This is a genomic window from Dokdonia sp. Dokd-P16, assembly GCF_003095655.1.
Classification (GTDB): domain Bacteria; phylum Bacteroidota; class Bacteroidia; order Flavobacteriales; family Flavobacteriaceae; genus Dokdonia.
In genome coordinates, this window is the sequence record NZ_CP029151.1 from 3,581,253 (window position 1) to 3,601,652 (window position 20,400).

Below are 20,400 nucleotides of genomic sequence, written 5' to 3' on the forward strand. Positions count from 1 at the left end.
TAAGTGTTTGATTATTAATTAAAAATACAGGAGTACAACTTTAAAAACTATGATATATATCAGAATGATTCTGGTAATATAAGTAAGGGTATTTCTGAGTGAAAACTAACCTTATCTACAAATGATTTATTAAAGAGTTTCTTTAAAAACCCGCTTTTATGATACATCAATACTAGTAAATTGATATCATGTTCCTTAATAAAAACGCCTAGTGCATCTTCCATCTTAGTCGTACTAGACAACCAGTGCGTAGTGTAAGAAACGTCTTCTAGTTTGTGCTTAAGTTTTCTATAGTTAGTCTCTACAGTCTCTCCAGGACTCATTTGATTATAAATATGAGTGATGTAAAGATTGGATTTATGAAGTCTTACTAATTCCTTAATGATTTCTAGTGGATACTGAGCATAGTCAATTTTGAGATCTGTAGCATAAGCTATATCTGTAGGCGTAGCGTAAGTTGCATATTGTGGCACAACCACTACTGGAATAGGTTTTACCTTATTTATAAGCTTTACAGTTTGTGTACCCAAGAAAACTTCTTTTACTCCAGAAGTACCTTTTGTACCCATTACAACTACATTTATAGTATCATTTATGATACATTTATTTACCATTTTGTATAATGGTTGTGCTCCAGTCATCAGGTTTACAACGAGCGATATACCATCGCTATCTAAGATGATTTTATTTTTTAAAGTGTCAAGCTTCTTTAGACTATCGGCTTCTAGTTCGTTGTATAATTGCTCATTTCTACCTATATCTATACGACTCGTATTTGTAGAAAATAGGTGTTCAAATGAGTGTAAGAGTGTTATTATGCATTCCTCATTAGGATACAATCTAGTTGCATAAAATAATGCGTTGTAAGCGTTTTCAGAAAAATCTGTTGGTACGAGTATATGTGCCATAGTATTAGTTTTATAGGTCTAAACTAATACCGAAATTGCTCTTATTCTATGATAAAAATCAGTTTTGGGCTGGCAATATTAAAAACGGTAAAGTGGTATGAAAAGACATTTTCTTTATTATGGGCTCACGCATCAAACTATCAAAAAATGTTTTAGGATAATCAATCATCACCAGTAAATCAATGTCTAATTCGTTATCAAATACATTAATGCAGTTTTCAAGTGATGAGAATTCTGGGACTACGTGAAATCTATAATCTACCTCAGCTAGTAAATCTTCTAGATCTTGTAAATGTTCTTTTTTATTAGCAGACAGTACATCTTTTTTATACACCTCCACCATTCGTATGGTAGCCTTCCATAGCTTAGTTAATGTTATAAGTGGCTGTAACTCTTCTTTACTATAGCCTCTCTTAAAATCTGTAGCAAACCCAATACTTCCTGGATTTACAAAAGCAGCTTGCTCTGGAATTATGAGTAAAGGTATTCTTTGTCTCATGGAAACAATATCATACGTAGTACTTCCCATAAAAATCTCCTTGAAACCGGTAGCTCCTTTTGTACCCATCACTATAAAATCATAAGCTTGACTATCAAGAGATGCAATACCTTCCTTAAGGTGCCCCGAGTAGCTTATGGTTTTATAATAGAACGTTGTACTCTTATCTCTACTTAAAATCTCTGACCGAAATACCGATAATCGCCCTTCAGAGTCGTCTTTTAAATCCCTGTAAATTTTAGAAAGTGCCAGCGGACTTTTATTACCTAACAATTGTAAAGCAGAAGGCTCGTAGCTATTAAATAATGTAAACGTTGTTTCTTCTCCCTTAAATAAATACTGTGCGTACGTAAGAGCATTAAGTGCGTTATCTGAAAAATCTGTAGGTATTAAGATATGTCGCATTATAGTGTAGTTTTAAAAGGAGGTAAAATCATAAAAGGCACAGAGGCATGGTGCACAATATTGCGCACGACTGGTGTAAACAAGAGATTTTCAAAAAAGCTATGCTTATTGTGCACCAGCACTAGTAAATCTATGTTGTGTTTAGACTGAAAGTCTGCTACAGCTTCCAGTACATCCATTCCATCTGCAACTTCGTTAAGGTGTGCATCTCTCTCAAAGTACTCATCGAGCAACGCTTTATTTTCTAGTTGCTCATGATCTAATTCAATTCCGTAGTAGGCATTTAAAAAGATGAGTCTAGATATATGCTTTCTACACAATCCTTCTAGTAGTGAGAGTCCTACTTGATTAGTTCCCGTGCGATAGTCTGTTGTAAATAAAACATCTTTAAGAGCCCTAAATCTATAGGTATCTGGTACTCCTATCACGGGTACTTTTGCATCCTTGACAACCTGCATAGTTTGAGATCCTACAAAAACTTCTTTGAGACCAGACGCTCCGCTAGTTCCCATAATAATAGCATCTATCTCTGAGGTGGCAACTATCTCATTTAATTCTAATGTGAGTACGTTATAACTTGAAATGGCCGTAAATGTGTGCTTACTATTAGGGTATGCATCTGTTACTCTTAAAATAATCTTATTAAGATTCTCAAGAGATGCTTTTTTATAAATCTCTCCTAAATCCATATTAAGAACTGTATGACTATCATAAATGGTAGTCGTATATAATGCTACAGGCGTATACGTGTTTAACACATAAAAAGTACAAGGTTCATTTATAAATAACTGCACCGCATACTCAAGTGCATTATAGGATGCTTCAGAGAAATCTGTTGGTATAAGGATACGTTTCATAAGTCGAAAGTTTAGCGTGATAAATTCTGTAAGATTAAAAATGGAATTTTAGTATTAAGACCTACTTTATTAATAGTAGATGTATGTAATAATGTTTCCATATAAGTATGCTTTGAGTTTACTAGCACCACCATGTCAATCTTGTTGCTACTTATGTGCTCATTTATAATTTGAGCTATATCTCCTTCGTCATGGCGTGTGTAGGTTTGTTCGCTTTCGCGAAAGCGGTATTCCCAACCACTCTTTACATCTTCTTGTCTAAGGGATAATCTATCAAAGTTTGATATGTATAGTAAGTGCAACTCAGAACGAAAACTCTTTGCCATACAGCTTACGAGCTTTAACTCTCTATTTTTATAAGGAATCAATAATTCTGAAGGAAACAAAATACGCTCTGGTCGCTCATAATTGTACCCTAACGGAATCCCTAGCACGGGGCATTTGACATATTTTACTACTTGAAGGGTGTTACTGCCGTACGTGATATTACGATTTGCCGTCTTGCCTTGAGAACCCATTATGACTAGATCTGCATTTTCACTATTTACAAGACTATTGACCTCATCTACTAAGGTTCCAAATATCGCAAGTGATTCCACCTCATGTCTAGGATTAGGCTCTAAAGCCATAGCTTGTTCTAAAACTAAGGCAAGAGATACTTCTGTCTCCTTATGTTTAACTGCCTTATATTCTTCTAGAATATCTCTTGAGAGAACCTCTTTATTCTCATAAACTTCATCTGCATACGTATGAACTAAAATGAATTTACTTTTTTCATATTTAAAATACTGTTGCGCACAACAAAGTGCATTAAAAGCATTTTTTGAAAAATCTGTAGGTACGATAATAACTCTCATAGTAGTAAGTGTTTATTGATACTCAAAACTAGAAACTTAACACTCCGTAAACTATGACTTTTATCAGCTCACTAGTTACTCGTGTACTATTAGAAACGGAATATTTTTGTGATAATCTTTCTCTTCTGAAAGGGCTGGAGAAAAAAGTACATTCTCAGAAAGATTTATATTTTTTGCAAATAAAACCACTAAGTCTACCTGCTGTACATCTACAAAAAATTGCAAAGCTTCATCCATTGTTCTTTCCATTATAAAATGAAAACTATGTGGTATGTTGTGAAAAGAAGTCTGTAGGAAGGTTTTATTAGTTTGCTGTGTTTCACTAAGCGCATTACCTGTTTTCGATAATTGTAGAATATTGAGGTGTGCACTTGTGCGCTTTATAAAATTATTAATCACAGAAGTGGGCTCTGCCCTATGATTAAAGTTATAATCTGTAATTAAAACTACCTGCTCTGGACTTTTACAATGAAACTCTCTGGGAACAATAAGTACAGGGCATTTTAAACGCGTGATTACTTCTCGCACATGACTTCCTTTGAGTACATCGCAAAATATATTTGGGTAGCTAGTACTCATCACAATGAGATCTATGTGATTATCTGCAACTGCTTTACGCATACCACCTATAAAATCACTTTTCCATCTGAGCGGTTCAATAGTTTGTCCTCCAGCTATTACTTTGTCTAATTTCTTTATCCAAGAAGTAAGTTGCTGTGTGGGAGGTTCGCAAATAGTTGCCTCTCTATCTGTGCTGTAATCAAGCTCTTCAGAAAAGAAAAGATAAAAGCGAACCCTCGGACTTTTATATAAGTTTATTGCACATAAGGCTGTGTTCCATGACTGGCTTGAAAAATCTACAGGTATAAGAATATGCTTCATGAGTACTATATATAATAGCACAAATGTATTTTACTCTTGAGCCATAAAATATGACAAAAGTCAGTTTACACGATTTAGTCTATCATCTCAAGTCCTTCTACATCAATCAACCTGATGTTGCGACCTTCTATTTCAATAAGACCTTCTTTTTTAAAACCAGATAGTGTTCTTATTAAACTCTCTGTAGCGATACCAGCAACACTAGCAAGATCATTGCGAGCTATTCTTATTCCTTCTTCTGGTTTTTTATTAAGAATGGCAGCAAATTGCAAGATAGTTTGTGCTGTCTTTTTACGCACAGAGCTGTATGCCATTTGTAATAATTGCCCCTTTATCTCTGCAAGGTTGTCTGTAAGAAGTTCCATTAACTCTAAGGATACATTCTTACTTTTCTCAAGTACTTCTTTTAGTTCGTTTTTACTCACTCCCACAACAATGGTATCGTCTATAGCCGTAGCAGACTCGAGGTAAGCTATATTTTCAATAAATGAGGTAAAACCAAGAAAATCATCTGCTTTTAAAAGACCGGTGATAAGCTCCTTTCCACTTTCATCCATCTTATGAGTTTTTACCACACCTTTGAGGATGAGGTAAATCATGTTAGAATGTTCTCCTTCCTTATAGATTAATGCACCTTTATTAAAGCTTAACTCTCCACCCTCGTCATCAAAAAAGTTTTTAAGCTCATTGAGACTCCGCAGTGAGTCTTCCTCCTTTACTGTTGGTTCTTCTTTTAATATGTTATTAAGTATGGTTGCCTTTGCGATTCTACTTTCTATGGCACTTATAAGTTCTTCTTCTTCAAAAGGTTTTGTGAGATAATCATCTGCTCCCATATCCATTCCTTTTCTAATTTCCTTATGCTCTGTCTTAGCAGAAAGAAAAATAAATGGAATATGGCTCGTGCTTGAGTTACTAGATAGTGCTTCTAGTACTCCATAACCGTCTACCTCAGGCATCATGATATCACAAACTACTATTTGTGGTGGATTTGCTATAGCCAGATCAATACCTATACGACCATTAGGAGCCGTCGTAACTTCATAGTTAGAAAGCTCTAAGAGTTCTGCAGTATTCTCACGCAGCGCCATATCATCCTCTATTAAAAGTACTTTTTTCATAATTTATGAGATTGGTATTAGTACTGTAAATGTAGAACCTTTATCTAACTCGCTTATAAAACTAATGGAAGCTCCTAGATTTTCTAAGTGAGTTTTTACAATATTAAGTCCTATACCTGTACCTGCATTTAAGAGCGCATTTTCTGCTCTAAAATATCGATTAAAGATAAATTTTTGCTCGTGTTCTGGTATCCCTATTCCTTGATCAATGATCTTAATCTCGAGACCGCTAGATTGCTTTGTGAGTTGTATATCTACAATAGTTCCTTCAGATGAGTATTTGATGGCGTTATATAATAAATTACTAAGCACAAGTTCCATGATTTTTTCATCAAAATTTATGATGTACTCATCTGCATCTGTTGGGTACTTAATATGCTGTCCATCCTTGAGATGCATATTTGCATCATAAATCACCTCATTAAGCACTTTACTCAGAGGGAAAGTTGTGTATGAATAATTAGTCTTTCCAGTCTCAAGTCTTTCTATAGAAAGAAAATCATCTATAATCGTATTTAAGTATTTTACTTTGTTCTGTATGGTCGTTAAGTGTTTTACTCTTTTCTCTTGTTGATCTTCCTTAGTATATTTTCCAGCTAGCGTTGCAGATGTTAAGATACCACTCAATGGTGTTTTAAACTCATGAGAGACAAGAGACAAAAACTTTGTTTTGAGTTCGTTGAGTTCTTTTTCTGTTTGTAAAGCTTCCTCAAGCTGGTGTGTACGTTCTATTACAGTTCTTTCTAGCTTGTCGGTATAATTTACGCGTTCTGTTATGTCAAGAATAATAGCGACAAGTGTATTTGTATCATCAGCATTAGATGGTTGCAAGTGTATTTCTACTGGATAATGACTACCATCCTTGCGTTCATGTTTTGTTTTAAATATCAACTTCTTTTCATCTCCCTTAAGTAGTGGAGCGATATACTCACGAAACTGTGTTTCTGTAAATTCTGGTTTAATATCTACTGGAGTCATTGATGTGAGCTCATCGAGTGTATATCCTATATTTTCTTGAGCTCCTACATTTGCATTGATAAAGCGCAGGCTAGTTGCATCAAATATAAAAATCTCATTAAGTGACTCGTTAAAAATATTTGCCCACTGTCTAAGTTCTTTTTCAGCATTTTTACGCACAGTAATATCTGTTACAAGTGCCATTACATAGTGCTTATTATGTAATACAAAAGGATTAAGACCCGCTTCTACAGGGACCTGCCTTCCATCTTTGCACTGGCCATATAAATCACGCCCCATTCCCATCTCACGCTTGTCACTATGATTCATAAATTTATCAAAGTGCCCTTCATGCTTTTTATGAAAACGCATAGGTATTAAGGTATCTAAAGGCTTGCCTTCTAATTCCTTTTTATCGTACCCAAAAATGTCCCGTGCAGACTGATTTGTAGCCACAATCATTTGTGCTGCGTTTACCACTACGATACCTTCCGACGCTCCTTCAAAGAGAATCATAAAAGCTTCTTCAATACTTTCTTCAAAAAATTCCATACCCATAAAAGTACAAGAATAATGAAGTATGAAGTAATGAAACTAAAAATTAATAAGTACCAATTAAAAAGTTTGATTTACGGACTATTAAGAAACTTGCACACGCCCTTTTAAAAGCACTTTCGTTGATTACTCAAAGAGCTCCTTTATGATTTTTACGCTTTCGCGAAAGCGTACCAGAAATATTTCCAGATATACTATTCTTTCAAATTAGAAAACTGATGAATATCATAGTAAACCAAGGATGCCAAAACTACATTTACTTCATAAAAAAAACATATGAAAATATACCTCGTTGTCATAACACTCTTATTTATTTCGGGTTGCAAAGAACCTACAGATAAACTGAAGAAAACACCATTAAATACCGAATCTCAAAAGGAAGCCGGATTACTCGATCCAGACTCTGCAGATTCTCTCTATCTCACAGATAAAGACATTATGGAAATACAGGCTAAAAGTCAGCTTTCAAAAAAAGAAGCGTTGATTAAAATACCAGATGATCGCACGATTTTAAAAGCCGTTGTAGAGTCAAAAAAACTATATAAAGAGGCAGACGATTATCTTCTAGATTACACCTATCCTTATCTTAACGAGACTGTAAACCCTAAATACAAGGCGTTTAATGAGTATATGGCAGAGAGCTACTCAAATGTAGAGCGCACTGTAAATGAGATTCTTGAAGACAAAGAACTACTATGCGACACTTTAAGTATTAAACGTTTTAGAGATAAGCGCATTATAGATTTTAAGCTACATGCAAATGAGAGAAATCTTGTAAGCATACTGCTCTATAAAGAAAATTATTACTCAGGAATGTTGCACTCTACTTACATGTTTGATTGTCTTAATTACAATGTAGATAAAGAGGAATTCATTTATTTTGACGACTTTTTTATCGCTGGAGCAGAGAAGAAAGTATTTGATTTAATTAATCAAACCATTTACGATCAAATTCACTCTGGCGAAATGTTTTATGACTGCTGGGAAATATCTGATACCGATTTTAAGGCTTATAAAAATAACTTTGTAATTAACGATAACGCTATTGAGTTTTACTTTGATGACTGCATCATTTGCCCTTCATACACCGGCCAGTATAGCGTTGTAATACCGCTTATAGAAATTATGCATCTTATAGAACGCTATCAACAACCTTTGTTGCTAGCTTCAAGATAATCCATCTTAAAGCCAAGCATAAAAAAGGGTGAGTTTCTCAAGAAACTCACCCTTTTTTATTGGAAGTTGTGTTACATTTTGAAAGTAAACACTGGTAGTGTTGAGTGATTTGCTATATTCTCTGCGACGCTCCCAGCAAAGAAATGTGCTAGACCTTTACGACCATGCGTAGGCATTGCAAGTGCATCTGCTCTTACTTTTTCCGCATATTCATAAAGTCCGCTTTCTATGGTATAACCGTTTACAATCACAAGATCTTCTTGATGTAATTCTGTCCCAAACTCTGCAGCACGCATAAAGGCTGCCATAGTTTCTTCTATCTCCTTTGAGCTTTTAAAACGATCTGTAGGGAGATTCACATATACAAGATGGATACGAGCCTCCATTTCTTCAAATAGCGGAATAGCATCTCTATATGCCTTGATATTTTCTAATTTAAAGTCACAAGCAATAACAACATTCTTAGGTATAAAAGAGGTCATTTTTTCTTTAACTACTAGCACGGGAATTGTAGAACTACGTACCACTTTCTCAGTATTTGACCCTACAAACTCTTCGCGCATTCCTTTTACTCCGTGAGATCCCATAATTATAAGGTCTACTTCCTGCTTAGATGCCAGCTCGTTAATATCCTGAAAAATGGTATGATTTTGCACTTCTTCAGTGACTGTGATTCCTTTCATATAAGGTTTGTCTCTAAACTCTTTAAACTGCTTTTCGGCAAGTTTCATATGGAAGACAGCTTGGTTTACTCCTTCGCTTTCATCCCTAGGAAGAAGACTATCTGATAAGCCTAACATATGGAGCAATATAATCTCTGCGTTGTGCGCTTTCGCGAAAGCGGAAGCCGTCTCAAGTGCATATTCTGAATGTGTCGAAAAGTCTACAGGTACTAATATCTTTTTCATAACAATTGGTTTAGTGTGTGTTTAATATTCATTTGCGCTTACTGAGTTGTTTATCTAGGTCTGAGATGGTTTCTTTCATGGCCGTTTCAAAATGTACTGCTGTTGTAGTGGCAAATAATCTAGGCCCAGGAGCACTTATTTCTATCTCACATATTTGATGCGCAGCTGCAGAAGTATTCTCCACTTTAAAGTATACCTGAGCTTTTATAAGTTGTGGATACTTTTTATTGAGTTTATTGAGATGCTCTACCGTAGCAGCACTTAATGTATCACTCTCTTGAATTTTTATGTATTGAAATGTAATTGTCATAATATGTAGTGTTTACAGTAAATCTAGAAAGAAAGAGCAATGCATACTATGATAATTATCAGCTACTGTATACTTACTTTTTATCATCATTAATCCTATTAAAAACTTCTTCTCAATGCTGCTGTAATTGAGATATTACCAAAGGATACATATCGATATTCTCCTGCTTCTTGAAATCTATGTGAAGAGTTTCCATAGCGCACCTCTGGAAGCACATGCCAGTTCCCTAAACTTATAATTTTCATCCCTAGACCTAGATGAGTACCAATTGCGGGATCTGTTTTAATAATAAAATTTCCTTCTGTACGCTCTGTATCTACCGTCATAAGCGTTAACCCTGCTCGTACATAAAAAGGATTTCTCTGTGTTTCTATAATTGAAAATGACACCATTCCTCCAAAGAGGAAGCCTTTTTGTATAAATTCTATATCAGATTCTTCAAAACCTTCATCCGTGTCAAAACGATTCCAGATAAGACCGCCGTATACATCTGTACGCTTACCTATAGATAATACTCCTGTTACTTCTAGTCCATTCCCTATACGTAACGGTTGATTCAATACTTCCCGAGTAGGAATATGTAAAGTAGGGCGTAGCTCTACACTCCATACTTGAGCATAACTAGAGACTGTAATCAATAATAAAATGAGTAGTATTATATTTTTCATATCTCTTAGTTATTTGATAGTTATCACTACTCAAAGCTATTGTGTATGAATATTGCAAACTATGACAATAATCATATTACACAGCTTGCGACAGCATTATATTTATCATGTACTAACCTAGTAGGTGCGCAATCATCACTTCTATAAAAACTGTGCCTATGGAACTTCCTAATGATATTGTTTTAAGACCACGTTTTACGCTTGAGTATGATGTGCTTCCAGAAACGATGCTATGTGCTTATGAAGATGTAGGGGCAATCTCAAAAGACTTTGTAGTATATCGAGCAGATGATCATATTTTTATAAGTATCCAAAAAAAAAAACAGCATTTCTGGTCTCCACAACTACATCTTGAAATCTATAAAATAGAGTCGCAACCTACCGTAATTAAAGGGGTTTATGGACCTAGCCCTACGGTATGGACGCTATTTATGTTTTTTCATTTTCTAGTTTTCATTTTATTTATGGCAAGTGGAGTATGGTTGTACACAAACGTCACTCTGCAATTATCTTATGCATTTCCATTATTAGGTATGATACTTCTTTTTCTTGCTTGGATTGGTCTTTATATTGCAGGTCGAATAGGAAGAAAAAAAGGGAAAAGAGAAATGTATCGTTTACAATCATTCATGTATGCAACACTGAATAATACGTTGTGACATTACTATTCTTTATCTTTATATCTCATAAAAAATCTCAACATGCATATACACGATTACTCTAAAGATCATTCTATCCTTAACCAGTTTATTTATGAGTTGAGAGACCATGATATTCAAAAAGATGCAATGCGTTTTAGAAAAAACATTGAACGTGTAGGAGAAATTCTAGCTTATGAAATGAGTAAATCATTAACGTTTGAAACTAAGAAAGTTCAAACTCCTTTAGGTGAAAAGGAAATGGGTTTACCACAACAAGACATTGTGTTGTGCTCTATATTACGAGCGGGATTACCATTACATCAAGGTCTACTCAATTATTTTGACGGAGCAGAAAATGCATTTATATCTGCCTATAGAAATCACCCTAATGATGATGACGAATTTGAGGTTATTGTAAAATATCTAGCGGCTCCATCACTTGAGGGTAAGACGTTAATCCTTACAGACCCTATGCTTGCAACGGGTAAGACGCTCAAAAATGTGCTAGATGCATTAAAACCTCATGGCACACCAGCACAAATACACATTATCTCTGTAATAGGATCTCAACAAGGAGTAGATTATGTTGAAAAGGAATTTCCAGAGAGTACCCATTTGTGGATTTCGGCTATTGATGATGAGCTTAGTTCTAAGGGATATATCATACCAGGTCTAGGAGATGCTGGAGATTTAAGTTATGGTGTGAAGTTGTAAGTAAATCTTAAGATATCCCATTACACGGTTTGCTATCTTAGCATTATAATAAATCAATCATGAATATAGGTCTTTCCTTTTCTGGAGGCGGTATCAAAGGTGTGGCTCATCTGGGCGTACTCAAAGCATTATCAGAACATAATATTAAACCTACACATATTTCTGGCACTAGTGCGGGAGCGATTGTGGGCGCATTATATGCTGCTGGTCACGACTGGGAAGTGATCTATGATTTTTTTAAAATAACACCTGTTTTCTCCATAAAAAGATTTGCTAGAAGGAAACCTGGCTTTTTAGATTCCTTGTTATTTCACAAAGATCTATCGGCATATTTCTCAGAAGATAGTTTTGAGTCGCTACAACTTCCTTTATCCATTACAGCCACTACGGTGATTACTGGCCAACTGCGCACCTTTGAATCTGGTCCTTTAATTAATCCAGTTATCGCATCTGCTTCTTTTCCAGGGATTTTTACTCCCATAGAGATTGACGGTGTTCATTACTTTGACGGCGGTGTGATAGATGACTTTCCTATAGAACCACTTGTACCCAAATGTGACCTTATTATCGGAAGTTATGTAAATCCGTTGAGTGCTATTGAAATAGGAGATTTAAAATACTCATATCAAGTACTTAACAGAGCTTATGAAATCAACTTACATCAAAAAGGGCTTAACAAGTTTAAAGACTGTGATTTATTAATATGCCCAGAAAAGTTAGCCAAATTTGGCACTTTCAGCATGCGCAGTATTCCAGCTATTTTTGAGATTGGTTATGAAGAGGCTTGTAAGCAACTGGAAAATTCTGATCTTTTTAAATAGATTTTCAAGATTTTTTATAGTTTTTATAACGCTTTCGCGAAAGCGATACATCAACACCCATTACTTTTTTAAGAAATCCTCACTCCTTCTAACAGTTGGTCATTTAGTTTGTTATCTCCGTCGTCATGAAGTACAGACATGTCTCCAGTACTTTCTAGTACAACGGCTCGTACCTCATTGTAATCAAGTACATTTGCCTCCCTTAGTTTTGCAATGAGATCTCCTTCACCTACGTTTGATTTTTCTAAGTTTTTATAAAGAATCTTTCCGTCCTTCATTAACAACAGCGGATCATTAGTAGCAAGGTTTTTAAAGAATACACTCTTCCTTACTAATAATGCAAATAAGGTTTGAAAAGCAATAATACCTCCTAGTGCGATTCCTCCTTTAAGAAGTGACTGATCTGGGTTGAGAATAATGGATGCAAGCACAGAACCTACGGCAATGGTTGATGCAAAGTCAAAGCTTGACATCTTTGCAAATGTGCGTAAACCAGAAATTCTCGTGATAATAATCATCACTGTAAATATGGCTATAATTGATATTAATACTTTACCTAAAATGGGCATTGATGCGGTGATCCAGTTTTCCATTAATTTATATTTTTAAGATTAAAAAAGCCCTCTTGTGAGGGCATAATTTAGTGTTTACTGTGGTTTTACTTTGCGTTTACCATCCACTCTACTCCAAACTGATCTGTACAACGACCATAATGAGCATTCCAGCTAGTTTCTTGAAATGGTGAATTTACTTTTCCTTGCGCGCTTAATGCCTCAAATGCAGATTGAGCCTCTGCGGTATCGCTATAATCTAGACTCATACACACCTTATTACCTGAAGTAAGTGGTGTATCTGGTGCTGCATCATATGCCATAAAGTGAAATCCTTTTCCTTTAAGTTCGGCATGTTGTAACTTGTTGCGATAATGCTCTGGGATATCTGTTTGTTTTCCTTCCCAAGTCTCGCGGTTTACAACCTCTCCTCCTAGAATTCCTTTATAAAAATTTAATGCCTCTTGGCAATTTCCGTCAAATGATAAATATGCTTGTGCTTTCATAATAATTGGTTTTATATAAATTTAAAAACATAAAACCGTGTCTCAATACACATTATAAAAACCTAAAGAATATTTTAACGGGAAGCGTGAGAATTGTTAAGGGTGGCCGCAGTAATTAACGTTAGATTAAAGGTAATATCTGTTTTAAATTATAATCCCAGCAACACATACTTTCATGCTAGCCTTGCAGACAGCGCCATAGAATTGAGAATACCTACAACATTTGCTTCAAAAGGATGGTTTGCTGTAATTGAGAGATATTTATTTATCTCGTTAATCTCATCACTCCCTAAGCCTACTCTAAAAGAACTATTGTACGATGAGAAAAATGGACGATCAATCGTGGTATTAAACAGCTTTATAATATTTGTATGGCGGTCATCTGCTTGTATTCTTTCAAACAGCTCATTGATTTCATTTTCCTCTCCTTCTAGTATTTGAAAAAATCGATTTGATGCACTTATTAGAACACCATTTACACTGTGGTTAATATTGTAATTTTGAGATTTTTTTAGAAGTATACTTAATTTCGGATGAGTCAAATTTGATGTATGCTCACTGATATAACAAACCGTTTTAAACCTCTTTGGGCTGCGTCTAATCCATTTAAAAAGTTCGCCTAGTATCATATTGCTACCCAAGGTAGCAAAAAAAAAGCCACCCGAGGGTGGCTTTTTTCTTGCTTGATAAGGTCTAGAATAAATCTTCTATCTTCTTAATATCATTTACAGATTTTTTTACCTGTAGTAATTGATTTGTGAGCACGCTTGTAATTTCAACTGGAAACGCTTGGTTTTCCATCACTTCGTTGTACTCATCTATACTCGCTTTATCTCCACGTATGCACTCTTCAAGGATTCCCTCGTCTGAGTTTGAGCTAAAGGCATCTTTAATACTCATCCATGTTCTATGGATACTTCCTTTAGTGCTTCCAGATGCTTTTGGAGTTTCATTGAGCTTTAAAATAATGTCACTTATCTCCGTGGCAAATGTTGCTCTTGTTGCTGCCTTGTTCTTGAGGTAGTCTTTTAAGTAACTATTTTCTGCCTTGAGCATTGCTTCTTTATATCCTTCCTCTGCATCGTAATTCTTTTCTAGAATTCCTTGTAAGTTATTTACGATATCTATGTGAGATTGTTCTCTTGCTGCTTCTGCTGTTGTCTGTTTCATAATTCTTAGTTTTAAAAGTGTCTCTTAGTAGAAACACATGATTAGTTAAAATATGTACGTTATCGGTACATCGTAGCAATATTATAAATGCTACTATTCTTCGTTTTGATTAAGATCTCTGGATGATGGTTTATCTCTTCCACCATAACCTAATCCGTTAGGACGCTCGTTTGTATCCTTTATATCTGTCTTCGTTATTTTATCCTTTTCCATCTTTTTTTTTATAAAATTACGAGTGATTCTTAATTTTAAAATGACTTTTAATCTTATTTAACTCCATGTGTTAGAGCACTCTTAAAATGACAGAAGCTGAAATAGGCAATAATCTGCCACGTAAAAATGGTATAAATATCTCAAAGAAAATCCAACCGTAAATAGCTCGCACCTTCTATATACAAGAAGATACATGAGATAATAAAAAATGTCATTTAGCAAAGCTAAAAACAGTAAAAAGGCAGTAAAAGTTGGAAATTGAAGCGTGTTATCTTAAGAAATTTTTAATAACTCCGCGTTTTTTAAGGTGTGTGAGGATACTTCTGCTGGTGTAATAGGTGTGTTCTTGAGGAATAAGATACGCCTCAAGGTCTTCTATGGAATTTACCGTCTCTTGATTTGTAATATATCCATATCCCATATAAATCCCATCAACCACAAGCACAAATGAGCGCTCATTACTAGTTCTCCCTATGAGATCTAGGTAATACGTTTCTTCTTTACTATTTAAGGTTTCTAAAGCCTTGTATACTCTTGCGTTGTATATTTCTTTTGGCTCTTCTCCCCTACATACACCCTTACAAGCTTTACTAGAGCATGAACCAGCAGTGCGCTCTACACCCATAAATCTTGGACATAGCGCGTGCATTATTTGTAATAGTTTGAGTTGCTGGATTACAGAATCTCTATTGAATGAAACCGTGTGGCAGGAGTCTGTATAGCTCTTTTCTGTAGGTACAATTCTCAATATTCCTTTGGCATCTATTTTAGATTCCACAATCCATGGGTTGTTGGTCTCTATTTGTTGCGAATTATAAATCGGTGCAAGCTGTTTAATCTCTGCCGACTCTTTGAGTAAAGCGATTAACTCGTTTCCGGTTTCAACATATTCTACAGCGACGGTTTCTTTGCACAGGGTCTTTTCAAAAACTAACCTGCTCTTAAAATGTGAAATCACACGCTTTTTTAAGTCGACTGCTTTTCCTACGTAAATCACTTCGTCGGCGGCGTTTCTAAAGTAGTACACGCCGCTTGTTTTAGGTAAATGATCATATAGGTTTGTGGTAGCGATGGTGTTGTTTCCCGCTTTCGCGAAAGCGTAACTCTCAACATCATCAACACTAGCCTTAGTTTGAAACAATTGAGCAAGTCCCCGTGCATTCATCCCAGGTAACAAAGAATCATACTCCACCGAATGAACAGCTGCAGTTTCCTCAAAAGATAGTTGTGCAGCGCTGCTACTCTTTCTGGAGGAAGTAGCATTAAAAATAAGGGAAGACTTCCCTAGTGGATATCCAATCTCTCTAAAAGAACTGCGTAATAATTGTTGAGAGAAGTTGTCAAAATATGCAATCTCACAGTCTTCTAAATTATCGATGAGTAAACTCGCGATATCTATAAAAGTTGGCGCGTTTCTAAGTGCTTTATTTGTAATTCCATAAGTGAATTCTTGATCTGGAGATAGTACTTGAAGCGGTTTGATAAGACTTTCATGATAGTACAGCTCCTCTTCATCATCAAAAACGACCACAGAAAATGCAATAGCGCTCGCTATTTTTAAATTATTGCTGTTAGTTTGTACATCTAAGAAGGCTCTTCTCAATATATTGAAGTATAGGATAAAATCCAAAATTATGAATAATTTCCTATCTTTGAAAATAAAAAAACTGCTATTATAGATTCGTATAACACTAAGCAACGTGAGGCCATCACTTTTGATGGTAAACACTTACTACTACTTGCAGGAGCAGGTACTGGTAAAACCAAGACTATTGTAGGTAGAGCAGAGTATCTTATTCAATCTGGCGTACGTCCAGAGAAGATACAGATCCTCACATTTACAAAAAGAGCTGCAAGCGAGATTGTAGAGCGTGTAAAAGCAGGATTGCCTGCTGGTACAAGCGGCGCAATTAATGGTAGCACCTTCCATAGCTGGTGTAACCAGCTTATTGTTAAGTTTCCAAATCTCTTTGGTGCGGCAAGTTTTACGGTAATTGACCCAGATGATCAGTTAAGTTTGATGAAAATGGCTTGCGGAAATGCAAGTGAGGAATATGGGAAAGTAAGAATTAAACCGCAGCAGATTCTCGATATATTTTCCTTTGCGCGTAACACAAGAAGTAATCTCACAGATACTATACGTAAGTTGCTCTATAAGGGAAAAGATGACCCTCAAGTGACGGAAGATATTGCAACACTTCGACCACAATTAGAGCATCTTATAAAGGAATACCAACTACAGAAAAAGCGACAGCAGTACCTAGATTATGACGATTTACTGCTTGTTATAGCAAATAGACTGAATAAAGATGAAAAAGCAAGAGAGATTCTGGCTTCCTCCTACGAGCATATTTTAATAGATGAGATGCAGGATACAAATCCGCTGCAATGGTATTTATTGAAGCCTTTTGAGCATATCTGTCACCTATTTTGTGTGGGAGATGATGCACAATCTATTTACAGTTTCCGTGGCGCAGATTTTAAGAATGTTCACTTATTTAAGGAACGTGTAGCAGATGCTACGGTAAAAGTACTGGACAAGAATTACCGTTCTACACAGGAGATACTAGATATCTCAAACTGGTTACTAGAAAAATCACCTGTACAGTATAATAAAAAACTGATCTCAAGCAGAGGACCAGGAAAAGTGCCTGTGATTTTGAATGTGAATAACCAATTTGAAGAAGCAAATTATATCGCTAATAAAATTCTAGAAGCCTTTTCTAGTGGCGGAAGCTCCTTTTCTGATTTTCTAATCTTGAGCAGGTCGCAATACTATACAAGACCACTGCAAGCAGTATTTCTTCAAAAGAAGATTCCTTATCAAACCTTTGGCGGAAGAAAGTTTCTTGAAGCTGCTCACATAAAAGATTTAGTGGCGGTATTGAGAGTAATTAACAATCCGCTAGATGAGATTGCGTGGATTCGCTTTTTTACATTCATCCACGGTATTGGTGCTGTAAAGGCAACCTCTTATATGACTGAGGTGATGCAAATCGCACCAGAGGACATAAGACCAGACACCTTCACCTCTATCATCTCTGGTACCGAAGGAGAAAAAGTATCTAAGTTTTACAAAACTGTTTTTGATAATAAAGGCAACGTAAAGCTAGCCATTAAAGAATTGTACAGCGCAATGGAGTTTGATCTTGCTATGAAGTATAGCAAAGACTGGACAGAAAAACGCAAAGGCGATTTTCCTGTACTAGAAATGCTCTCTGAAAACTATGCGACGCTTGGCGCTTTTATCTCAGAAGGGATTCTAGATAATGCTGCACATGTTTCAGGTCAAAATACTTTAGAAGGCAGTAAATTAACTACCACAGATCATCAAGATCACGTCACCATCTCTACCGTACACTCGGCTAAGGGTCTTGAAGCAGACGTTTGTTTTGTGCTTAATGTATCCCCTAAGTCCTACCCTTCCTCCTACAGTCTAGGGAATCTAGATGAAGTAGAAGAAGATAGACGCGTGCTATATGTGGCACTCACCAGAGCAAAAAATGAACTCATTATCACTAGAGCGACAGATTCCATTAACGCCTTTCATCATAAAACGGATACGCAAGAAGAACTAGGAGAAAATAGCGCCTACTTTCTAGAAGAGCTTCCAGATCATCTTGCTAGTCAAACCTCTCCAAAAACTACATTTACTGCCTATAAAGATGCCGCCGTAAAGAATGATATTGATTTAGATTTGGGTATGGATTTTAGTTAATCTTATAAAATTCGCCATTCAGAATTAGGTTATTTGATCCTATTTCTAAGAAGAATTATCTTTCAATCAATTAGATTTTAAGATCAAATCTCTATGCAAGTAGCTTTCTTAAAATATCCTCTTTATAAAAAAGAGCGCTTATCCTTCTCGTAGTAGCGCTTTCGCGAAAGCAAAAATAATTAAGATTCTTTTAACTTCGATTGGTTCGGTTTGTTCCGAACTAACGGTTAATTTTGCCGCGTATTTGAATCTCGTCTGTTTCTTTGATGGAGCAATGGGAATAAATTAATAAATAATGGCAGATATAATTTGTAAAGAAAAAATGTCACTTGTTGAAAAACTAGGTGTACATATCGAAAAGCGAGAGCAACTTGCTCCGGTAGCGGCTCGCATACTATCATATACGATTCTTACAGGAAAGAAAGGATGCACTTTTGAAGATATGGTCAATATACTATGCGCTAGTAAGAGTACGATCTCAACTCACCTTAATCACCTTCAAGATCTTAACAAGATAGAGTATTTCACAAAAACGGGTGATCGTAAGAAATACTTTATCATCAATAAGGATATGGTGGTACATCATGTAGATAACCTTATGAATGAGTGGAAAGAAGTACGAGAATTACATCAAGAAATCAGGACCTACAAGGAAACCGTAAACAGTCAGAATACTGGAGACGATTCAGAAAAATTTGACTTGAATTTTCATAATGATTACATCAAATTTTTAGATGAAGCTACTGCTTCTATAGAGATACTAAGAACAAAATTAACAGACGACAAATTTGAAATATAAAGTACCATGAAAAGATATACATCATTCACCCTGCTTGCACTTGTTGTGCTATTTATCACAATAAGTTGTGGAGGTAATCAAGAAGATACCGCCGCCGCAGCGCAACAAGCTCCACCAGCGCCATTTCCTGTAATGAAGTTGCAACCTAAAACTGTAACAGCTTACCAAGAGTACCCTACAAGTCTTGAAGGAATTGTAAACAGTGCTGTAAGAGCAAAAATCTCTGGATATATACAGAAAGTACTAGTAGACGAAGGTCAAAAAGTACGTAAGGGTCAAGTGTTATTTAGACTAGAAACGCAATCACTTAATCAAGATGCTGGGGCAGCAAAAGCAAGAGTAAATGTAGCTCAGGTTGAAATTGATAAGTTAACGCCATTAGTAGAAAAGAATATCATAAGTGCTGTACAATTAGAAACTGCAAAAGCTAATCTTGCGCAAGCAAAAGCTAATTATAGTAGCATCTCTGCAAACATAGGCTATGCGACTATTAAAAGTCCTGTAGACGGTTTTGTGGGTGCCATTACTTATAGAGAAGGTTCGCTGGTAAGCCCAGCAGATCCACAACCACTTACCACCGTAAGCGATATAAGTAAAGTATATGCTTTCTTTAGTCTTAATGAGAAGCAATACTTAGATTTCTTACAGCAAGCTGAAGGAAAAGATCTTGCCGAAAAGCTAGCTAACTTTTCTAACGTGAGTTTAATCCTTGCAAATGGCACCACCTATTCTGAAAAAGGTACTATTCAAACAAGTACAGGGCAAATTGACCAACGCACTGGTACTGTAAGCTTAAGAGCAGTTTTTGACAATCCTAACCAATTACTAACAAACGGTAATAGTGGAAAGATTCAAATACCAACGATATACGAGGATGCAATTGTTATCCCTCAAGAAGCTACCTATGAACAACAAGGAAATATCATGTTCTTTAAAGTTGATAAGGAAAACAAAGTAGCTACTTCGATACTTAAAGTAAAAGCGATAGTAGATAACCTATATGTTGTGGAATCAGGTATCGAGCTCACAGATACTATCATCGTTTCTGGTGTAGGAAAATTAAGAAGCGGCATGACTATCACACCTCAAGAAGTTCCATTTGAGGAAGCTACTAAGCCTATACAAACGCTATTTAAGAACTAGGTTACCCTAAAAAAATACAAG

General features: G+C 35.8%; 22 protein-coding genes. 7 read left to right on the top strand and 15 right to left on the bottom strand.

What is annotated here, in order from left to right; genetic code table 11:
• Positions 1–59 precede the first annotated feature (59 nt).
• The 7 genes from DCS32_RS15835 to DCS32_RS15865 all read right to left on the bottom strand — a co-directional run bounded on the left by DCS32_RS15835 (position 60) and on the right by DCS32_RS15865 (position 7,038).
• Positions 60–908 (bottom strand): universal stress protein, encoded by an 849-nt coding sequence (locus DCS32_RS15835; protein ID WP_108879174.1) that lies wholly within the window; start codon positions 906–908, stop codon positions 60–62.
• A gap of 58 nt (positions 909–966) precedes the next feature.
• A complete protein-coding gene (locus tag DCS32_RS15840; RefSeq protein WP_108879175.1) occupies positions 967–1,812 on the bottom strand; it encodes a universal stress protein in 846 nt (281 codons plus the stop codon).
• Positions 1,812–2,669: a universal stress protein gene (locus DCS32_RS15845; RefSeq protein WP_108879176.1), complete on the bottom strand. Its 858-nt coding sequence runs from the start codon at positions 2,667–2,669 to the stop codon at positions 1,812–1,814. Before DCS32_RS15845 ends, DCS32_RS15840 begins: the two co-directional genes overlap by 1 nt.
• Positions 2,670–2,680: 11 nt before the next feature.
• The gene (locus DCS32_RS15850; RefSeq protein WP_108879177.1) at positions 2,681–3,526 is read right to left on the bottom strand and encodes a universal stress protein; all 846 of its coding nucleotides are present in this window, start codon (positions 3,524–3,526) and stop codon (positions 2,681–2,683) included.
• Between the two features lie 75 nt (positions 3,527–3,601).
• A complete protein-coding gene (locus DCS32_RS15855) occupies positions 3,602–4,408 on the bottom strand; it encodes a universal stress protein (RefSeq protein ID WP_108879178.1) in 807 nt (268 codons plus the stop codon).
• 74 nt (positions 4,409–4,482) lie between these two features.
• Positions 4,483–5,529, bottom strand: coding sequence for a response regulator (locus tag DCS32_RS15860; RefSeq protein WP_108879179.1), 1,047 nt, complete (start codon positions 5,527–5,529; stop codon positions 4,483–4,485).
• Positions 5,530–5,532: 3 nt separating this feature from the next.
• Positions 5,533–7,038, bottom strand: coding sequence for a PAS domain-containing sensor histidine kinase (locus DCS32_RS15865; RefSeq protein ID WP_108879320.1), 1,506 nt, complete (start codon positions 7,036–7,038; stop codon positions 5,533–5,535).
• Between the two features lie 279 nt (positions 7,039–7,317).
• Between DCS32_RS15865 and DCS32_RS15870 the strand changes: the two genes are divergently transcribed.
• Positions 7,318–8,217: an RsiV family protein gene (locus DCS32_RS15870; protein WP_108879180.1), complete on the top strand. Its 900-nt coding sequence runs from the start codon at positions 7,318–7,320 to the stop codon at positions 8,215–8,217.
• A gap of 71 nt (positions 8,218–8,288) precedes the next feature.
• Here DCS32_RS15870 and DCS32_RS15875 read toward each other — a convergent pair whose 3' ends face one another.
• From DCS32_RS15875 to DCS32_RS15885, 3 genes are all read right to left on the bottom strand, one after another.
• A complete protein-coding gene (locus DCS32_RS15875) occupies positions 8,289–9,125 on the bottom strand; it encodes a universal stress protein (RefSeq protein ID WP_108879181.1) in 837 nt (278 codons plus the stop codon).
• A gap of 28 nt (positions 9,126–9,153) precedes the next feature.
• Positions 9,154–9,435 carry an HPF/RaiA family ribosome-associated protein gene (locus DCS32_RS15880; protein WP_108879182.1) on the bottom strand — a complete coding sequence of 94 codons (282 nt, stop codon included), beginning with the start codon at positions 9,433–9,435 and terminating at the stop codon, positions 9,154–9,156.
• A 98-nt stretch (positions 9,436–9,533) separates the two neighbouring features.
• Positions 9,534–10,103 (bottom strand): hypothetical protein, encoded by a 570-nt coding sequence (locus DCS32_RS15885; protein WP_108879183.1) that lies wholly within the window; start codon positions 10,101–10,103, stop codon positions 9,534–9,536.
• Between the two features lie 158 nt (positions 10,104–10,261).
• On the opposite strand from DCS32_RS15885, the gene DCS32_RS15890 reads away from it, so the two are divergent.
• Genes DCS32_RS15890 through DCS32_RS15900 form a run of 3 tightly spaced genes read left to right on the top strand, consistent with a single transcriptional unit; the run spans position 10,262 to position 12,279 of the window.
• The gene (locus DCS32_RS15890) at positions 10,262–10,762 is read left to right on the top strand and encodes a GTP-binding protein (RefSeq protein WP_108879184.1); all 501 of its coding nucleotides are present in this window, start codon (positions 10,262–10,264) and stop codon (positions 10,760–10,762) included.
• Between the two features lie 42 nt (positions 10,763–10,804).
• Positions 10,805–11,458 carry a uracil phosphoribosyltransferase gene (upp, locus tag DCS32_RS15895; RefSeq protein ID WP_108879185.1) on the top strand — a complete coding sequence of 218 codons (654 nt, stop codon included), beginning with the start codon at positions 10,805–10,807 and terminating at the stop codon, positions 11,456–11,458.
• A 59-nt stretch (positions 11,459–11,517) separates the two neighbouring features.
• On the top strand, positions 11,518–12,279 hold the full coding sequence (locus DCS32_RS15900; RefSeq protein WP_108879186.1) for a patatin-like phospholipase family protein: 762 nt from the start codon (positions 11,518–11,520) through the stop codon (positions 12,277–12,279).
• A gap of 68 nt (positions 12,280–12,347) precedes the next feature.
• Here DCS32_RS15900 and DCS32_RS15905 read toward each other — a convergent pair whose 3' ends face one another.
• From DCS32_RS15905 to DCS32_RS15925, 5 genes are all read right to left on the bottom strand, one after another.
• A complete protein-coding gene (locus DCS32_RS15905; RefSeq protein WP_108879187.1) occupies positions 12,348–12,872 on the bottom strand; it encodes a DUF421 domain-containing protein in 525 nt (174 codons plus the stop codon).
• A 65-nt stretch (positions 12,873–12,937) separates the two neighbouring features.
• Positions 12,938–13,336, bottom strand: coding sequence for a VOC family protein (locus tag DCS32_RS15910; protein ID WP_108879188.1), 399 nt, complete (start codon positions 13,334–13,336; stop codon positions 12,938–12,940).
• Between the two features lie 173 nt (positions 13,337–13,509).
• Positions 13,510–13,878, bottom strand: coding sequence for a BLUF domain-containing protein (locus tag DCS32_RS15915; protein ID WP_162533680.1), 369 nt, complete (start codon positions 13,876–13,878; stop codon positions 13,510–13,512).
• A 151-nt stretch (positions 13,879–14,029) separates the two neighbouring features.
• On the bottom strand, positions 14,030–14,506 hold the full coding sequence (locus DCS32_RS15920; RefSeq protein WP_108879190.1) for a ferritin-like domain-containing protein: 477 nt from the start codon (positions 14,504–14,506) through the stop codon (positions 14,030–14,032).
• A 481-nt stretch (positions 14,507–14,987) separates the two neighbouring features.
• Entirely contained in the window at positions 14,988–16,349 is a 1,362-nt protein-coding gene (locus DCS32_RS15925) for a GIY-YIG nuclease family protein (protein ID WP_108879191.1), read from the bottom strand.
• Between the two features lie 78 nt (positions 16,350–16,427).
• On the opposite strand from DCS32_RS15925, the gene DCS32_RS15930 reads away from it, so the two are divergent.
• The 3 genes from DCS32_RS15930 (at position 16,428) to DCS32_RS15940 (ending at position 20,379) form a co-directional block, all read left to right on the top strand.
• Positions 16,428–18,437, top strand: a complete 2,010-nt coding sequence (locus DCS32_RS15930) for an ATP-dependent helicase (RefSeq protein WP_239057594.1) — start codon at positions 16,428–16,430, stop codon at positions 18,435–18,437.
• Positions 18,438–18,732: 295 nt separating this feature from the next.
• A complete protein-coding gene (locus tag DCS32_RS15935) occupies positions 18,733–19,236 on the top strand; it encodes a GbsR/MarR family transcriptional regulator (RefSeq protein ID WP_108879193.1) in 504 nt (167 codons plus the stop codon).
• A 6-nt stretch (positions 19,237–19,242) separates the two neighbouring features.
• Positions 19,243–20,379 carry an efflux RND transporter periplasmic adaptor subunit gene (locus tag DCS32_RS15940; RefSeq protein WP_108879194.1) on the top strand — a complete coding sequence of 379 codons (1,137 nt, stop codon included), beginning with the start codon at positions 19,243–19,245 and terminating at the stop codon, positions 20,377–20,379.
• Positions 20,380–20,400: the final 21 nt, after the last annotated feature.

Excerpts from the sequence above, each read along its gene's own strand:
- DCS32_RS15835 (WP_108879174.1), bottom strand. The coding sequence starts at position 908 with ATGGCACATATACTCGTACCAACAGATTTTTCTGAAAACGCTTACAAC.
- DCS32_RS15840 (WP_108879175.1), bottom strand. The coding sequence starts at position 1,812 with ATGCGACATATCTTAATACCTACAGATTTTTCAGATAACGCACTTAAT.
- DCS32_RS15845 (WP_108879176.1), bottom strand. The coding sequence starts at position 2,669 with ATGAAACGTATCCTTATACCAACAGATTTCTCTGAAGCATCCTATAAT.
- DCS32_RS15850 (WP_108879177.1), bottom strand. The coding sequence starts at position 3,526 with ATGAGAGTTATTATCGTACCTACAGATTTTTCAAAAAATGCTTTTAAT.
- DCS32_RS15855 (WP_108879178.1), bottom strand. The coding sequence starts at position 4,408 with ATGAAGCATATTCTTATACCTGTAGATTTTTCAAGCCAGTCATGGAAC.
- DCS32_RS15860 (WP_108879179.1), bottom strand. The coding sequence starts at position 5,529 with ATGAAAAAAGTACTTTTAATAGAGGATGATATGGCGCTGCGTGAGAAT.
- DCS32_RS15865 (WP_108879320.1), bottom strand. The coding sequence starts at position 7,038 with ATGGAATTTTTTGAAGAAAGTATTGAAGAAGCTTTTATGATTCTCTTT.
- DCS32_RS15870 (WP_108879180.1), top strand. The coding sequence starts at position 7,318 with ATGAAAATATACCTCGTTGTCATAACACTCTTATTTATTTCGGGTTGC.
- DCS32_RS15875 (WP_108879181.1), bottom strand. The coding sequence starts at position 9,125 with ATGAAAAAGATATTAGTACCTGTAGACTTTTCGACACATTCAGAATAT.
- DCS32_RS15880 (WP_108879182.1), bottom strand. The coding sequence starts at position 9,435 with ATGACAATTACATTTCAATACATAAAAATTCAAGAGAGTGATACATTA.
- DCS32_RS15885 (WP_108879183.1), bottom strand. The coding sequence starts at position 10,103 with ATGAAAAATATAATACTACTCATTTTATTATTGATTACAGTCTCTAGT.
- DCS32_RS15890 (WP_108879184.1), top strand. The coding sequence starts at position 10,262 with ATGGAACTTCCTAATGATATTGTTTTAAGACCACGTTTTACGCTTGAG.
- upp (WP_108879185.1), top strand. The coding sequence starts at position 10,805 with ATGCATATACACGATTACTCTAAAGATCATTCTATCCTTAACCAGTTT.
- DCS32_RS15900 (WP_108879186.1), top strand. The coding sequence starts at position 11,518 with ATGAATATAGGTCTTTCCTTTTCTGGAGGCGGTATCAAAGGTGTGGCT.
- DCS32_RS15905 (WP_108879187.1), bottom strand. The coding sequence starts at position 12,872 with ATGGAAAACTGGATCACCGCATCAATGCCCATTTTAGGTAAAGTATTA.
- DCS32_RS15910 (WP_108879188.1), bottom strand. The coding sequence starts at position 13,336 with ATGAAAGCACAAGCATATTTATCATTTGACGGAAATTGCCAAGAGGCA.
- DCS32_RS15920 (WP_108879190.1), bottom strand. The coding sequence starts at position 14,506 with ATGAAACAGACAACAGCAGAAGCAGCAAGAGAACAATCTCACATAGAT.
- DCS32_RS15935 (WP_108879193.1), top strand. The coding sequence starts at position 18,733 with ATGGCAGATATAATTTGTAAAGAAAAAATGTCACTTGTTGAAAAACTA.
- DCS32_RS15940 (WP_108879194.1), top strand. The coding sequence starts at position 19,243 with ATGAAAAGATATACATCATTCACCCTGCTTGCACTTGTTGTGCTATTT.